This is a genomic window from Pseudomonas sp. H3_A02 (assembly GCF_054671965.1).
The window spans coordinates 802,851-818,431 of the sequence record NZ_CP162807.1; the positions used below are offsets into that span (position 1 = coordinate 802,851).

The following is a 15,581-nucleotide window of genomic DNA, read 5'->3' on the forward strand; positions in this document are numbered from 1 at the left end:
GAAAAACACCCTTTTGAGGCTCTAAACGCTTCTTTTCGGAGCCTTGGTTTGGTTTTTGCATTTTCCTAGCAACAGCGCATCAATCGCGCGCGCAATTTGGGACCGGTCCCGAATTGCTACGCTCCAAAAGAGGTCCTGATGACCATTAGCGACGCACTACACCGCTTGCTGCTCGACAACCTCACCACCGCGACCCTTCTGCTCGACGCCGAACTGCGCCTCGAATACATGAACCCAGCGGCGGAGATGCTCCTGGCTGTCAGCGGCCAACGCAGCCACGGGCAGTTCATCAGCGAGTTGTTCACCGAATCCGCCGAAGCGCTCAATTCCCTGCGCCAAGCAGTGGAGCAGGCCCACCCGTTCACCAAGCGCGAGGCGATGCTCACCGCCCTGACCGGCCAGACCCTGACCGTGGATTACGCGGTCACGCCGATCCTCAACAACGGCGCCACCTTGCTGCTGCTGGAAGTCCACCCGCGTGATCGCTTGCTGCGCATCACCAAGGAAGAGGCGCAATTGTCCAAACAGGAAACCAGCAAGATGCTGGTGCGCGGCCTCGCCCACGAGATCAAGAATCCCCTCGGCGGAATACGTGGCGCGGCGCAGTTGCTCGCCCGCGAACTGCCGGAAGAGAGCCTCAAGGACTACACCAACGTCATTATCGAGGAAGCCGATCGCCTGCGGAACCTGGTGGACCGCATGCTCGGCTCGAACAAGCTGCCGTCCCTGGCGATGTGCAACGTCCACGAAGTGCTGGAGCGCGTCAGCAGCCTGGTGGAAGCGGAAAGCCAGGGCTGCATCACCTTGGTGCGCGACTATGACCCGAGCATTCCCGATGTCTTGATCGACCGCGAGCAGATGATCCAGGCAGTCCTGAACATCGTGCGCAACGCGATGCAGGCCATCAGCAGCCAGAACGAATTGCGCCTGGGCCGCATCAGCTTGCGCACCCGCGCCATGCGCCAGTTCACCATCGGCCACGTGCGCCACCGCCTGGTGACCAAGATCGAAATCATCGACAACGGCCCGGGCATCCCTGCCGAGCTGCAGGAAACCATCTTTTTCCCCATGGTCAGCGGCCGTCCGGACGGTACCGGGCTGGGCCTGGCCATTACCCAGAACATCATCAGTCAGCATCAGGGCTTGATCGAGTGTGAGAGCCACCCCGGCCACACCACCTTCTCGATCTTCCTGCCACTGGAACAAGGAGCCACATCGACATGAGCCGTAGTGAAACCGTGTGGATCGTCGATGACGACCGTTCTATCCGTTGGGTCCTGGAAAAAGCCTTGCAACAGGAAGGCATGACCACCCAGAGCTTCGACAGCGCGGATGGGGTGATGAGTCGCCTGGCGCGTCAGCAACCGGACGTCATCATCTCCGACATCCGCATGCCGGGCGCCAGCGGCCTGGACCTGTTGGCGCGGATTCGCGAACAGCATCCGCGGCTGCCGGTGATCATCATGACCGCCCATTCCGACCTGGACAGCGCCGTGGCGTCCTACCAGGGTGGGGCCTTTGAATACCTGCCCAAACCATTCGACGTCGACGAAGCCGTGTCGCTGGTCAAGCGCGCCAATCAACATGCCCAGGAACAACAGGGCATGGAAGAGGTGCCGGCCCTGGCCCGCACCCCGGAAATCATCGGCGAAGCGCCGGCGATGCAGGAAGTGTTTCGCGCCATCGGCCGCTTGAGCCATTCCAACATCACCGTGCTGATCAACGGAGAATCGGGCACCGGTAAAGAACTGGTGGCCCATGCCCTGCACCGCCACAGTCCACGGGCGGCGTCGCCGTTCATCGCGCTGAACATGGCGGCGATTCCCAAGGACTTGATGGAGTCCGAGCTGTTCGGCCATGAAAAAGGCGCGTTCACCGGCGCGGCCAACCTGCGGCGCGGGCGCTTCGAGCAAGCCGACGGCGGCACGTTGTTCCTCGATGAAATCGGCGACATGCCGGCCGACACCCAGACCCGCTTGCTGCGCGTGCTGGCCGATGGCGAGTTCTATCGGGTTGGCGGCCATACGCCGGTCAAGGTGGACGTGCGCATCATCGCCGCGACCCACCAGAACCTGGAAACCCTGGTCCACGCCGGCAAATTCCGTGAAGACTTGTTCCACCGTCTGAACGTGATCCGCATTCATATCCCGCGCCTGGCGGATCGTCGCGAAGACATCCCGACCTTGGCCCGGCACTTCCTCAGCCGCGCGGCCCAGGAACTGGCGGTCGAGCCCAAGCTGCTCAAGAGCGAAACCGAGGAATACCTCAAGAACCTGCCGTGGCCAGGCAACGTACGCCAGTTGGAGAACACCTGCCGCTGGATCACGGTGATGGCTTCGGGTCGCGAAGTGCACATCAGCGACCTGCCGCCGGAGTTGTTGAGCCTGCCGCAGGATTCGGCCCCCGTGACCAACTGGGAGCAAGCCCTGCGCCAGTGGGCTGACCAGGCCCTGGCCCGCGGTCAGTCGAGCCTGTTGGACAGCGCCGTGCCGGCGTTCGAGCGGATCATGATCGAAACCGCCCTCAAGCATACCGCCGGCCGCCGCCGCGACGCGGCCGTGCTGCTGGGCTGGGGCCGCAACACCTTGACCCGCAAGATCAAGGAGTTGGGGATGAAGGTCGATGGTGGGGACGATGATGACGGGGATGAGGGCTGATCAGCCTCTAGCCCTTCGCTGATCTTGAAGGCCAATCGCGAGCAAGCTCGCTCCCACAGGAGTTGCGTTTCCCTTGTGGGAGCGAGCTTGCTCGCGATGCTTTTGAAGGCTTCATGCACCGCATCAATGCACGGCGAACCGCAATTGCACATGCGCCACACGCCAAAACCCAATCGATCCAACCCGAAAAACCGCACAAACAAAAGCCAAAGCCCCGAAATACGGGGCTTTCAACCTCACTAGAAGCTTTTTTGTGACAAGCCATTAAAAACTGGCACGTCCCCTGCAATAGCTAGATCACTACCCAGTTTCGGGGACCTTGGTACAGGCAGGCCGGGGATTCCCCATTTTATACGGGCTCAGCGAGCCCACTGTTTTGGGGGCCTTGATACAGGCAGGTCAAGGTTTCCCTTCTTTACACTCAGGGCCATGCGCTAAGCGCAGCCCTCCCGTTTTGGGGACCTTGGTACAGGCAGGCCGGGGATTCCCTCTTTTATTGCTCCTGGAGACGGACCTCCAGCCGCCAGCGATCATCCACTTCGCTGCCGGTCCACTCCCCTCGCAACGGACGCGCCGCTACCAGCGTCAGCAACAATCCCTTGTCACTCAAACGCACCCGCCAGTTCACATCCTTGCCGTTGAGCTTGAGTTGGCCCTTCTGCGGCCGGCCTTCTGCTTGAAACAGTAGCGCCACTGAGCCGTCGACAATTTCTCCATGGAGCTTGGGTTCATTGTTGAACCAGGCCACCAGCGTTCCGTCTGTCACCTCGACCTGTTGCAACGCGCTCGGGTCGGGCGTGGTCAGGCGCCCAATCATCAGCCCAACCATCATGCCGAAGATAGCCAAAGAGCCCATCACCCGAAGCATTAGCTTCGAACGTCGGTCGGTTTGCGGCGTAGAATGCCGCTCATCTTTATCTGCGGAGCCGTGCATGTTTCACGTCATCCTTTTTCAACCGGAAATTCCGCCAAATACCGGCAACGTCATCAGGCTGTGCGCCAACAGCGGCTGCCACCTGCATTTGATCGAACCGCTGGGCTTTGACATGGACGACAAGCGCCTGCGCCGCGCCGGCCTCGACTACCACGAGTATGCCACCTTGCAGCGTCACGCCGACCTCGCCAGTTGCCTGGAAAGCCTCGGGCATCCACGCCTGTTCGCGTTTACCACCAAGGGTTCGCGGCCGTTTCATGACGCCAGCTTCGTCGCCGGTGATGCGTTCCTGTTCGGCCCGGAAAGCCGTGGCCTGCCGGCCGACGTACTGGACGCCCTGCCCGCCGAGCAGCGCCTGCGCCTGCCGATGCGCGAAGGCTGCCGCAGCCTGAACCTGTCCAATACCGTGGCGGTGGCGGTTTATGAGGCGTGGCGGCAGAACGGTTTCGCCTGAGGCCGTCAGCCAGAAACACCTGTGGGAGCGAGCCTGTGGGAGCTGAGCTTGCTCGCGATGAGGTCGACACGGTTCAACTGCAAAACCGCGTCATCGTTCATCGCGAGCAAGCTCAGCTCCCACAGGGCTCGCTCCCACAGTTTTGTGCCGGGGCTGGCAGCGCCGCTTACTGAACGGTCGCGCCGCCTTCTTGTTGCATGCGCTGCAGTTCTTGCGCATACAGGGCATCGAAGTTCACCGGAGCCAGCATCAGGGCCGGGAATGAGCCGCGGGTCACCAGGCTGTCCAGGGTTTCACGGGCATAAGGGAACAGGATGTTCGGGCAGAAGGCACCCAGGGTGTGGCTCATCGAAGGAGCATCCAGGTTCTTGATCAGGAAGATCCCGGCCTGCTGCACTTCGGCGATGAACGCCACTTCATCACCGTTCTTCACGGTCACCGACAGGGTCAGCACCACTTCGTGGAAGTCATCTTCCAGGGCTTTCTGACGGGTGTTCAGGTCCAGGCCTACGCTCGGCTCCCACTGCTGGCGAAAGATCGCCGGGCTTTTCGGGGCTTCGAAGGACAGGTCACGTACATAAATGCGCTGCAAGGAGAATTGCGGTGCGGTTTCTTCTTCGCTGGCAGCTGTGTTCTGTTGGTCAGTCATCGCAGATCCTTCTTACTTTCAGGTTCTTTAGTGGGAAATTCAGGCCTTGAGCAGCGCGTCGAGCTTGCCGGCGCGGTCCAGGGCGAACAGATCATCGCAACCGCCCACGTGGGTGCTGCCGATCCAGATCTGCGGCACGGACGTGCGTCCGGCCTTCTGGGTCATTTCGGCGCGCAGTTGCGGCTTGCCGTCGACCTTGATCTCTTCGAAGGCCACGCCTTTGTTCTGGAGCAGGAACTTCGCTCTGGAGCAATAGGGGCAGTAATCGCTGGAATAGACAACAACGTGGGGCATTTCACTTCACCAGGGGCAGATTGTCGGCTTTCCAGCTGGCAACGCCACCGGACAGCTTGGCAGCGGTGAAGCCGGATTTCATCAGCTCGCGGGCGTGGGTGCCGGCATGCTGGCCCTGGGCGTCCACCAGGATCAGCGTCTTGGCCTTGTGTTTTTCCAGTTCGCCGATGCGGGCGATCAATTTGTCCTGGGGAATGTTAACCGCCCCGACAATGTGACCAGCGGCGTAATCCTTGCTCGGGCGGATGTCCACCACCACGCCGGCGTCCTTGTTGACCAGCGCGGTCAGTTCGCCGGTGCTCAGGCTGCGGCCGCCGCCCTGCATCGTGTGGGCAACCAGCAACGCCAGCAGCACGACGAAGATACCGACGAGAATGTAGTGGTTAGTGGCAAATTGAATCAGGTGAGCAACCATCGAAGGAGGTTCCAGGGCGTTAAAATGTCGGCCAGTATACACAGCACGCAAGGCCGGCCAAACCCCGCCCGGCGGTGACGCCGCCGGAACTTACCTTTAAACTGCCCGTCCCTTTTCCATCGTCTTCTTTTAACCCGCCACGAGTGGATTCCATGACTACCACGCCTAAACCTTTGGTCCTGATGATTCTCGACGGCTTCGGTCACAGTGAAAGCCACGAATCCAACGCCGTGTATTCGGCCAACAAGCCTGTGCTGGACCGTTTGTGGGCCACCGTGCCCAACGGCCTGATCTCCGGCAGCGGCATGGACGTCGGCCTGCCGGACGGGCAGATGGGCAACTCCGAAGTCGGCCACATGAACCTCGGCGCAGGCCGCGTGGTGTACCAGGACTTCACCCGCGTGACCAAATCGATCCGCGATGGTGAGTTCTTCGAAAACCCCACTATCTGCGCCGCCGTGGATAAAGCCGTGGCCGCCGGCAAAGCCGTGCACTTCATGGGCCTGCTGTCCGACGGTGGCGTGCACAGCCACCAGGACCACCTGGTCGCCATGGCCGAACTGGCTGCCAAGCGCGGCGCCGAGAAGATCTACCTGCACGCGTTCCTCGATGGCCGCGACACCCCGCCGAAAAGCGCCACGTCGTCGATCGAGCTGTTGGACACAACGTTCCAGGCCCTCGGCAAGGGGCGCATCGCCAGCCTCGTCGGCCGCTACTACGCCATGGACCGTGACAACCGTTGGGACCGCGTGTCCCAGGCCTATAACCTGATCGTCGACGGCAACGCCGAATTCAACGCCGCCACCGCCCAGGAAGGCCTGCAAGCCGCCTACGAGCGCGGCGAAAGCGACGAATTCGTCAAGGCCACCACTATCGGCGAGCCGGTGAAAGTCGAAGATGGCGACGCCGTGGTGTTCATGAACTTCCGCGCCGACCGCGCCCGCGAGCTGACCCGGGTGTTTGTCGAAGACGATTTCAAGGAATTCGAGCGCGCCCGCCAGCCAAAACTGGCCGGTTTCGTGATGCTGACCCAATACGCCGCCAGCATTCCCGCGCCATCGGCCTTCGCCGCCGGCAGCCTGGAAAACGTGCTGGGCGACTACCTGGCGAAAAACGGCAAGACCCAACTGCGCATTGCCGAGACCGAAAAATACGCCCACGTGACGTTCTTTTTCTCCGGCGGCCGTGAAGAACCTTTCCCGGGTGAAGAACGCATCCTGATCCCTTCGCCGAAAGTCGCCACCTACGACCTGCAACCGGAGATGAGCGCGCCGGAAGTGACCGACCGCATCGTCGACGCCATCGAAAACCAGCGTTACGACGTGATCGTGGTCAACTACGCCAACGGCGACATGGTGGGCCACAGCGGTGTGTTCGACGCGGCGGTCAAGGCCGTGGAATGCCTGGATACCTGCGTTGGCCGCATCGTCGATGCCCTGGAAAAGGTCGGCGGCGAAGCATTGATCACGGCTGACCACGGCAACGTCGAGCAGATGTCCGACGAATCCACCGGCCAGGCCCACACCGCCCACACCACCGAACCGGTGCCGTTCATCTATGTCGGCAAGCGCGGCTTCAAGGTTCGCGACGGTGGCGTGCTGGCCGATGTCGCACCGACGATGCTGATGTTGCTGGGCATGGAGAAGCCGGCAGAGATGACCGGGACTTCGATCCTGGTCTGATTGATCCATCAATCACCGCAAACCCTGTGGGAGCGAGCTTGCTCGCGATAGCGATCTTCCAATCAACATCTTTGTTGAATGTGCTGGCGCCATCGCGAGCAAGCTCGCTCCCACATTGGTTTCTGGTGTTTTTTGGGCCAGTTATCACACAGTCCCAAATGGGCGTTTTTTTTGCAGCCTGGGGCGGGCATACTAGGCCGTCCCTTTCCCTGGTGTCGCCCGCCTCTATGCTTCGCGTCCTGATAGCCCTCGCTCTGACTTGCTTGCTCCAACCGGCCTTTGCCGACGAGCGCGCGCAAACCCAACAGCAGTTGGAAGCCACGCGCCAGGACATTGCCGAGCTGAAAAAGCTGCTGGGCAAGTTGCAGGAAGAGAAATCCAGCGTGCAGAAAGACCTGCGCGGCACCGAAACCGAGATGGGCAAGCTGGAGAAGCAGGTCGACGCCCTGCAAAAAGAGCTGAAGAAAAGCGAATCCGAGCTGCAGCGGCTCGATGGAGAGAAAAAAACTCCAGAGCGCGCGCACTGAACAGCAAAAGCTGATCGCCATCCAGGCCCGGGCCGCCTACCAGAACGGCCGCCAGGAATACCTCAAGCTGCTGCTCAACCAGCAGAACCCCGAGAAATTCGCCCGTACCCTCACCTATTACGACTACCTGAGCCAGGCCCGCCTGGAACAGCTCAAGAACTTCAACGAAACCTTGCGCCAGCTGGCCAATGTCGAAAAAGACATCGAGCTGCAGCAGGCCCAGTTGTTGGTGCAGAAAAGCAGCCTCGACACCCAGCGCGAAGAACTCGAGAAGGTTCGCAAGGAACGCCAAGTGGCCCTGGCCAAGCTCAACGACGACGTGAAGGCCCGCGACAGCAAGCTCAAGGCCCGCGAGCAGGACCAGGCCGAACTGGCCAATGTGTTGAAAACCATCGAAGAGACCCTGGCCCGCCAGGCCCGAGAGGCGGAAGAAGCGCGCCAGAAAGCGCTGATCGCCCAGCAGGAAGCCGAAAAAAAGCGTTTGCGTGAAGCCCAGGCCGACGCGGACGCCGGCGACGCACCGCGCAAGCCGGCAAAGTCCAGCCCCGGCGCACTGGTTTCCAGTGACGGCGAAACCTTCGGCGGCGCTTTTGCTTCGGCACGAGGCAAACTTCCATGGCCGGTCAATGGTCGATTGCTTGCACGCTTCGGTGAAACCCGCGGCGACGACACCCGCACCAAGTGGGACGGGGTGATGATCAGCGCCTCCGCCGGCAGCCAGGTGCATGCCGTGCATGGCGGGCGCGTGGTATTCGCCGATTGGTTGCGCGGTGCCGGCCTGCTGGTGATTCTGGATCACGGCAACGGTTATTTGAGCCTGTACGGCCACAACCAGACGCTGCTCAAGGCCGCGGGCGATGTGGTCAAGGCCGGTGAGTCCATCTCCACGGTCGGTAACAGTGGCGGGCAGGATACGCCCGCACTGTATTTCGCTATTCGTCAGCAGGGTCGCCCCAGTGACCCGGCCCAATGGTGTCGTGCGCAAGGATAAGCGCGCCCATCCTATTAAGGAGTTCGTTCGACATGCTGCATTTGTCCCGCCTTACCTCGCTGGCCCTGACGATCGCCCTCGTGATCGGTGCGCCCCTGGCTTTCGCCGCCGAACCGGCCCCGTCGGCCCCCGCCGCCACGGCGGCGACCACCAAGGCCCCGCTACCGCTGGACGAACTGCGCACCTTTGCCGAGGTCATGGACCGGATCAAGGCCGCCTACGTGGAACCGGTGGATGACAAGGTGCTGCTGGAGAACGCCATCAAAGGCATGCTCAGCAACCTTGACCCGCACTCGGCCTACCTGGGGCCAGAAGACTTTGCCGAGCTGCAGGAAAGCACCAGCGGCGAGTTCGGTGGCCTGGGCATCGAGGTCGGCAGCGAAGACGGCTTCGTCAAGGTGGTCTCGCCGATCGACGACACCCCAGCTTCCAAGGCCGGCATCCAGGCCGGTGACTTCATCGTCAAGATCAACGGCCAACCGACCCGCGGCCAGAGCATGACCGAAGCCGTGGACAAGATGCGCGGCAAGATCGGCCAGAAGATCACCCTGACCCTGGTCCGCGACGGCGGCACACCTTTCGACGTGACCCTTACGCGGGCGGTCATCCAGGTCAAGAGCGTGAAGAGCCAGTTGCTGGAGTCGGGCTACGGCTACATCCGCATCACCCAGTTCCAGGTCAAGACCGGCGAAGAAGTCGCCAAGGCCCTGGCCAAGATGCGCAAGGACAACGGCAAGAAACTCAACGGCCTGGTCCTGGACCTGCGTAACAACCCCGGCGGCGTGCTGCAGTCGGCGGTGGAAGTGGTGGATCACTTCATCACCAAGGGCCTGATTGTCTACACCAAGGGCCGCATCGCCAATTCCGAACTGCGCTTCTCGGCCACCGGCAACGATTTGAGCGAGGCTGTGCCATTGGTGGTGCTGATCAACGGCGGCAGCGCTTCGGCTTCGGAAATCGTTGCCGGTGCCCTGCAGGACCAGAAGCGCGGCGTGGTCATGGGCACCACCAGTTTCGGCAAGGGCTCGGTACAGACCGTGTTGCCACTGAACAACGACCGCGCCCTGAAGATCACCACCGCGCTGTACTTCACACCCAACGGCCGCTCCATCCAGGCCCAGGGCATTGTCCCGGACATCGAAGTGCGCAAGGCCAAGATCACCAACGAGCAGGACAGCGAATACTTCAAGGAAGCCGACCTGCAAGGTCACCTGGGCAATGGCAACGGCGGCGCCGACAAACCGACCGGTTCCGGCGCCAAGGCCAAGCCAATGCCGCAGGATGACGACTATCAGTTGGCCCAGGCCTTGAGCTTGCTCAAAGGGTTGAACATCACGTCCGGCCGCTGAGATGGGCCTGCGTTTCACCGTCGTCCTGCTGTGCCTGCTGGCAGGGGCCGTTAACGCGGCGCCCGCCACACCCTCTTCACCACACAAGGCGTACCTGAGCCTGATCATCGACGACCTGGGGCAAAATCTGCCCCGGGATCGCCGGGTTCTAGCCCTCCCCGGTCCGGTCACCGCCGCGATCATGCCTGACACCCCTCACGCCGCCGAAGTCGCCCGCGAAGCCCATCGCGCCGGCAAACTGGTCATGCTGCACATGCCCATGGACCCGGCCACCGGGCCATTCGCCTGGCATCCGGAACTGTCCATCGAAGAACTGGGCAAGCGCCTCGACGCCGCGTTCGCGGCCGTGCCCTACACCAGCGGGATCAACAACCACATGGGCAGCCGCATGACCGCCCAGCCCCAGGCCATGGCGTGGCTGATGGCGAACTTGCAGCAGCGCCATAAGTTTTTCGTCGACAGCCGCACCAGCGCCCAGACGGTCGCTGCCGCCGAGGCCCAGAAGATTGGCCTCGCCAGTGTGTCGCGGGATGTGTTCCTCGACGACGAGCGCACCGAAGCCGCCATCGCCCAGCAGCTGCAAACCGCCATCGACCTGGCCCACCGGCAAGGCTCGGCAGTGATGATCGGCCATCCCTACCCGCAGACCCTGGCGGTGCTCGAACGCGAATTGCCCAAGCTCAAGGCCCAGGGCATTGAATGGATCGATATCAAATCGATGATCAGCCTGCGCAGCAATCGGGCGATGGCTGGGCATGGGAAAGATGGGGTTTATCGGTAGCGGCTGAGCGCTATCTCAAACCGCGCTGCCGCCATCGCGAGCAAGCTCGCTCCCACAGGGATCCAGGCTGGCTGCAGAATTAGCGCTCACCACAAATCCATTGTGGGAGCGGGCTTGCTCGCGAGAGCGCTGGGTCAGCTTGCATCGATGTTGAATGGGCTGCCGTCTTCGCGAGCAACCCACTCCCACAGATTTCCGGGCTGGCTGCAGAATTAGCGCTCACCACAAATCCATTGTGGGAGCGGGCTTGCTCGCGAAAGCGGTGGGTCAGCTTGCATCGATATTGAATGTGCTGCCGTCTTCGCGAGCAAGCCCGCTCCCACAGATTTCCGGGCTGGCTGCAGAATTAGCGCTCACCACAAATCCATTGTGGGAGCGGGCTTGCTCGCGAAAGCGCTGGGTCAGCTTGCATCGATGTTGAATGGGCTGCCGTCTTCGGGAGCAACCCACTCCCACAGATTTCCGGGCTGGCTGCAGAATTAGCGCTCACCACAAATCCATTGTGGGAGCGGGCTTGCTCGCGAAAGCGCTGGGTCAGCTTGCATCGATGTTGAATGGGCTGCCGTCTTCGCGAGCAACCCACTCCCACAGATTTCCGGGCTGGCTGCAGAATTAGCGCTCACCACAAATCCATTGTGGGAGCGAGCTTGCTCGCGAAAGCGGTGGGTCAGCTTGCATCGATGTTGAATGGGCTGCCGTCTTCGCGAGCAACCCACTCCCACAGATTTCCGGGCTGGCTGCAGAATTAGCGCTCACCACAAATCCATTGTGGGAGCGAGCCTGCTCGCGATGGCGGCGGGACAGCGCTCAGAGATACCGCGCCATGATCGCGTCCACCGCACCTTCCTTGCGCAATTCATCCAGGGCCTTTTGAAGCCGGGCGACCACCTCATCAGGCACGTCTTTGTTCAACGCCAGGTACAACTCGGCACTGTTGAATCGCAACACGGTCTTGAGATCGTCCACCCCTTCCTGTCGCGCCAGGTAACGCCCGGCGGGATCCCCGGTGGCCCACAGGTCGATCTGGCCGCTGACCAGTTTTTTAGCGTTGTCCTGATCACGCAATACGACAATCGGGTTCAGCCCTTGTTTGGCCAGCGTCTCGGCAATCGCGTCGCCCTTATACGCACCGATCTTGTATTGGCGCGCCTGCTCCAGCGAGTCGAGGGCGATCTTGCTGTCGGCCTTGGCGAGCATGATCCAGTCGTCCGGACCGATGGGGCCGACCCATTTGAACAGCTTCTCTCGCTCCGGCAACCGCGCCATGACAAACACACCGTAACCCGGATTTTCCAGGGCGAGTTTATAGATACGTTCCCAGGGGAAACGTAGCGTCAGGCTGTAGGAGATATCGGCGCGCTTGAATATTTCGCGGACGATGTCCACGGCAATGCCATGGATATTCTCGTCCTGGGCGAAGTTCTTGCCGTTCTTGGCCATGTTGTACGGCGGGAAGTTTTCCGTCAGCAACACCAGCGGAGCATCGGCGGCGCGGGTGGTGCCTGCGAGCAGCAACGTGGCGCCCGCAAAGGCAAGAACGAGACGTTTGAGCATGTCGGACTACCGCAATCCATGGTGTGCCCAAGAGTGCCTTGGGCCCGCCATGGTGTCCAGCGATCAGCGAATGCAGATACCGCGATGCGCCATGTAGGCCTTGGCTTCCGGCACGGTGTATTCGCCGAAGTGGAAAATGCTCGCCGCCAGTACCGCACTGGCGTGGCCTTCAAGAATGCCATCGGCCAGGTGCTGCAGGTTGCCGACGCCGCCAGAGGCGATGACCGGAATGCCCAGGGCATCGCTGATGGCGCGGGTGACGCCCAGGTCGAAACCGTTTTTCATGCCGTCCTGGTCCATGCTGGTCAGCAGGATTTCCCCGGCACCCAGGCCTTCCATCTTCTTCGCCCACTCGACGGCGTCCAGGCCCGTGGGTTTACGCCCACCGTGGGTGAAGATTTCCCAGCGCGGGGTCTCGCCCGGGCCAGAGACCTTCTTCGCATCGATGGCCACGACGATGCACTGCGAGCCGAAGTGCTGGGCCGCTTCACCGACGAATTCCGGGTTGAACACCGCCGCCGTGTTGATCGACACCTTGTCCGCCCCGGCATTGAGCAGGTTGCGGATGTCCTGCACGGTGCGCACGCCGCCGCCCACGGTCAGCGGGATGAACACCTGGCTGGCCATGCGCTCGACGGTATGCAGCGTGGTATCGCGGCCATCGACGCTGGCCGTGATATCGAGGAAGGTAATCTCGTCCGCACCCTGTTCGTCGTAGCGACGGGCGATTTCCACCGGGTCGCCGGCATCACGGATGTTCTCGAACTTGACGCCCTTGACCACCCGGCCGTTGTCCACGTCCAGGCAAGGGATGATGCGTTTGGCCAGCGCCATGGTCAGTCCTCAGCCTTTGTACGAATCGCAGAAAGCTTGCGCTTCAGCGACGTCGAGGGTGCCTTCGTAGATCGCGCGGCCGGTGATTGCGCCGATGATGCCCGGCGCCTTGGCGTCGAGCAGCGACTTGATGTCACCCAGATTATGGATGCCACCGGAGGCAATCACCGGGATCTTGGTGGCTGCGGCCAGCGCAGCGGTGAACGGCACGTTGCAGCCCTGCATCATGCCGTCTTTGGCGATGTCGGTATAAACAATCGAAGACACGCCGTCGGCTTCGAACTGCTTGGCCAGATCAATGACCTGCACGGTGCTGATTTCAGCCCAGCCATCGGTGGCGACGAAACCGTCCTTGGCATCCAGACCGACGATGATCTTGCCAGGGAACGCGCGACAGGCTTCGGCGACAAAAGCCGGGTCTTTCACGGCCTTGGTGCCAATGATCACGTAGCTCACGCCAGCCTTGACATAGTGCTCGATGGTTTCCAGCGAGCGAATGCCACCGCCGATCTGGATCGGCAGGTTCGGGTAACGCTTGGCAATGGCCGTGACCACTTCACCGTTCACCGGCTGCCCTTCGAAAGCGCCGTTCAGGTCGACCAGATGCAGGCGACGGCAGCCGCCCTCCACCCACTTGGCGGCCATGCTCACCGGGTCATCGGAAAACACCGTGGAGTCTTCCATGCGGCCCTGACGCAGACGTACGCAAGCGCCGTCCTTGAGATCGATAGCGGGGATAATCAGCATCTGGCAAACCTTCAAATACGAATATTCAGCTTGGCTCGAAAATCAGTTTTTCTCGAGCGCCCACAAGTCGCTTTCAATGCTTTCGAACCTTTCTTTAAGGTGCGTCTGCACATCGAAAATCGCCCTGTTGTAATAGTGCGGAGCAATTTCGCGGGTAAACAGGTCAAGAATTTCCGCCGCTTCGAACGAACCCAGCTCCAGTTCGAAACGCTCCTCCATGAACCGCTGGATCTTGCGGTTCGCTTCACTCTCCTGCTCGGGCGTGAGAGTGAGGATCGGCGGTTTCTTGCGGGCCATTACCAGCGCCCGTCCCACGCCGCGAAGTTCTGCAACAGTTGCAGGCCATGGGTATGGCTCTTCTCCGGGTGGAACTGCACGGCGAAGCGCGAACCATCGGCCAGGGCCGCGGCGAAATCGACGCCATAGTGACCGCTGCCCACCACCTGCCGCGCATTGCCGGCGGCGATGTAGTAGCTGTGCACGAAGTAGAAGCGCGCCAGGTCCGGAATGTTGTGCCACAGCGGGTGATCCACCGTCTGCTTCACTTCGTTCCAGCCCATGTGCGGGACCTTCAAGTGCTCGCCGTCTTCATGCAGGCCCTTGCCAAAGAACTTCACTTGGCCTGGGAACAGCGAAATGCAATCGACACCGTCGTTCTCTTCGCTGCGATCGAGCAAGGCCTGCATGCCCACGCAGATGCCAAGGAACGGACGGTCCTGGCTGACTTCGTGCACCAGCTTGTCGAAGCCCAGGCGACGAATCTCGGCCATGCAATCACGAATCGCACCAACGCCGGGGAACACCACCCGGTCGGCTTCGCGAATTACGTCGGCATCGCTGGTGATCAGCACTTTGCCGGCGCCCACGTGCTCGAGGGCCTTGGCCACCGAGTGCAGGTTGCCCATGCCGTAGTCGATAACCGCGACCGTCTGCATTACAGGACGCCCTTGGTGGAAGGCATCTGGCCGGCCATGCGGTCATCGAGCTCCACGGCCATGCGCAGCGCGCGGCCGAAAGCCTTGAACACGGTTTCGATCTGGTGGTGGGTGTTGTGCCCGCGCAGGTTGTCGATGTGCAGGGTCACGTTGGCGTGGTTGACGAAGCCCTGGAAGAACTCCTGGAACAGGTCAACGTCGAAGCCGCCGACAGTGGCACGGGTGTACGGCACATGCATCTGCAGGCCCGGGCGGCCAGAGAAGTCGATGACCACCCGCGACAGCGCTTCATCGAGCGGCACGTAGGCATGGCCGTAGCGACGGATGCCCTTCTTGTCGCCGATGGCTTTGGTAAAGGCTTGCCCCAAGGTGATACCGACGTCCTCCACCGTGTGGTGGTCGTCGATATGCAGGTCGCCCTTGCTGACGATGTCCAGGTCGATCAGCCCGTGGCGGGCGATCTGGTCCAGCATGTGCTCAAGAAAAGGTACACCGATATCAAACCGGGCCTTTCCGGTGCCATCCAGGTTGATCGAGGCTTTGATCTGGGTTTCCAGAGTGTCGCGCTCGACAGACGCCTTACGTTCGGCCATCACCAGCTCCGCAAAATCATTGGGCGAAAAAGGCAGCCATTATAGGGGCGCGAGCGGCAAACAGAAACACAAGAGGTGACATCACTGACGGGCTGAACCCCGGGCTGTCGGTGATAGACATGTCCATACAAGCAATTTTTGCCATCACCCAGAATCAAATGTGGGAGCGGGCTTGCTCGTGAAGG

At 61.4% G+C, this 15,581-nt stretch carries 16 protein-coding genes and 1 pseudogene; 7 read left to right on the top strand and 10 right to left on the bottom strand.

All coding sequences use genetic code 11. The annotated features are described in order from the left end of the window. The first annotated feature begins 138 nt into the window (after positions 1-138). Positions 139-1,224, top strand: a complete 1,086-nt coding sequence (gene glnL, locus AB4N80_RS03350) for a nitrogen regulation protein NR(II) (RefSeq protein ID WP_122565253.1) — start codon at positions 139-141, stop codon at positions 1,222-1,224. Beyond that, entirely contained in the window at positions 1,221-2,657 is a 1,437-nt protein-coding gene (gene ntrC / locus AB4N80_RS03355) for a nitrogen regulation protein NR(I) (RefSeq protein ID WP_060739603.1), read from the top strand. Before glnL ends, ntrC begins: the two co-directional genes overlap by 4 nt. Positions 2,658-3,150: 493 nt before the next feature. Here the strand turns inward: ntrC and AB4N80_RS03360 are convergent, their stop codons facing one another. Next, positions 3,151-3,591 carry a hypothetical protein gene (locus AB4N80_RS03360; RefSeq protein ID WP_122565252.1) on the bottom strand — a complete coding sequence of 147 codons (441 nt, stop codon included), beginning with the start codon at positions 3,589-3,591 and terminating at the stop codon, positions 3,151-3,153. Here AB4N80_RS03360 and trmL point away from each other — a divergent pair. Beyond that, entirely contained in the window at positions 3,590-4,045 is a 456-nt protein-coding gene (gene trmL / locus AB4N80_RS03365) for a tRNA (uridine(34)/cytosine(34)/5-carboxymethylaminomethyluridine(34)-2'-O)-methyltransferase TrmL (protein ID WP_053117534.1), read from the top strand. The two genes, AB4N80_RS03360 and trmL, sit on opposite strands and share 2 nt — an antisense overlap. A 166-nt stretch (positions 4,046-4,211) precedes the next feature. Here trmL and secB read toward each other — a convergent pair whose 3' ends face one another. From secB to AB4N80_RS03380, 3 genes are read right to left on the bottom strand one after another with little or no spacing between them, the layout of a single operon-like run. Beyond that, positions 4,212-4,694, bottom strand: coding sequence for a protein-export chaperone SecB (gene secB, locus AB4N80_RS03370; RefSeq protein ID WP_122565250.1), 483 nt, complete (start codon positions 4,692-4,694; stop codon positions 4,212-4,214). 39 nt (positions 4,695-4,733) lie between these two features. Further along, positions 4,734-4,988 carry a glutaredoxin 3 gene (gene grxC / locus AB4N80_RS03375; RefSeq protein WP_305469301.1) on the bottom strand — a complete coding sequence of 85 codons (255 nt, stop codon included), beginning with the start codon at positions 4,986-4,988 and terminating at the stop codon, positions 4,734-4,736. Between the two features lies 1 nt (position 4,989). Then, positions 4,990-5,403: a rhodanese-like domain-containing protein gene (locus tag AB4N80_RS03380; RefSeq protein ID WP_109751986.1), complete on the bottom strand. Its 414-nt coding sequence runs from the start codon at positions 5,401-5,403 to the stop codon at positions 4,990-4,992. A 152-nt stretch (positions 5,404-5,555) separates the two neighbouring features. Here AB4N80_RS03380 and gpmI point away from each other — a divergent pair, with 152 nt between their 5' ends. The 4 genes and pseudogenes from gpmI to AB4N80_RS03400 all read left to right on the top strand — a co-directional run bounded on the left by gpmI (position 5,556) and on the right by AB4N80_RS03400 (position 10,733). Continuing rightward, a complete protein-coding gene (gene gpmI / locus AB4N80_RS03385) occupies positions 5,556-7,085 on the top strand; it encodes a 2,3-bisphosphoglycerate-independent phosphoglycerate mutase (RefSeq protein WP_460080688.1) in 1,530 nt (509 codons plus the stop codon). Positions 7,086-7,312: 227 nt separating this feature from the next. Beyond that, positions 7,313-8,603 (top strand): annotated as a pseudogene (locus AB4N80_RS03390) (murein hydrolase activator EnvC family protein). A gap of 32 nt (positions 8,604-8,635) precedes the next feature. After that, positions 8,636-9,952 carry a S41 family peptidase gene (locus AB4N80_RS03395; protein WP_122565246.1) on the top strand — a complete coding sequence of 439 codons (1,317 nt, stop codon included), beginning with the start codon at positions 8,636-8,638 and terminating at the stop codon, positions 9,950-9,952. Between the two features lies 1 nt (position 9,953). After that, a complete protein-coding gene (locus AB4N80_RS03400; RefSeq protein WP_460080690.1) occupies positions 9,954-10,733 on the top strand; it encodes a divergent polysaccharide deacetylase family protein in 780 nt (259 codons plus the stop codon). Between the two features lie 807 nt (positions 10,734-11,540). On the opposite strand, the gene AB4N80_RS03405 is transcribed toward AB4N80_RS03400, so the two are convergent. The 6 genes from AB4N80_RS03405 to hisB all read right to left on the bottom strand — a co-directional run bounded on the left by AB4N80_RS03405 (position 11,541) and on the right by hisB (position 15,396). Further along, the gene (locus tag AB4N80_RS03405; RefSeq protein WP_122565243.1) at positions 11,541-12,287 is read right to left on the bottom strand and encodes a substrate-binding periplasmic protein; all 747 of its coding nucleotides are present in this window, start codon (positions 12,285-12,287) and stop codon (positions 11,541-11,543) included. A 63-nt stretch (positions 12,288-12,350) separates the two neighbouring features. Further along, complete coding sequence (hisF, locus tag AB4N80_RS03410) at positions 12,351-13,121, bottom strand: imidazole glycerol phosphate synthase subunit HisF (protein WP_003196830.1); 771 nt, start codon at positions 13,119-13,121, stop codon at positions 12,351-12,353. A gap of 9 nt (positions 13,122-13,130) precedes the next feature. Beyond that, on the bottom strand, positions 13,131-13,868 hold the full coding sequence (gene hisA, locus AB4N80_RS03415) for a 1-(5-phosphoribosyl)-5-[(5-phosphoribosylamino)methylideneamino]imidazole-4-carboxamide isomerase (protein ID WP_014336098.1): 738 nt from the start codon (positions 13,866-13,868) through the stop codon (positions 13,131-13,133). A 42-nt stretch (positions 13,869-13,910) separates the two neighbouring features. Continuing rightward, positions 13,911-14,165, bottom strand: coding sequence for a DUF2164 domain-containing protein (locus AB4N80_RS03420; RefSeq protein WP_122565242.1), 255 nt, complete (start codon positions 14,163-14,165; stop codon positions 13,911-13,913). Continuing rightward, a complete protein-coding gene (gene hisH, locus AB4N80_RS03425; protein WP_024619262.1) occupies positions 14,165-14,803 on the bottom strand; it encodes an imidazole glycerol phosphate synthase subunit HisH in 639 nt (212 codons plus the stop codon). The genes AB4N80_RS03420 and hisH overlap by 1 nt, the downstream gene beginning before the upstream one ends. After that, the gene (hisB, locus tag AB4N80_RS03430; RefSeq protein WP_003186751.1) at positions 14,803-15,396 is read right to left on the bottom strand and encodes an imidazoleglycerol-phosphate dehydratase HisB; all 594 of its coding nucleotides are present in this window, start codon (positions 15,394-15,396) and stop codon (positions 14,803-14,805) included. The genes hisH and hisB overlap by 1 nt, the downstream gene beginning before the upstream one ends. Positions 15,397-15,581 lie beyond the last annotated feature (185 nt).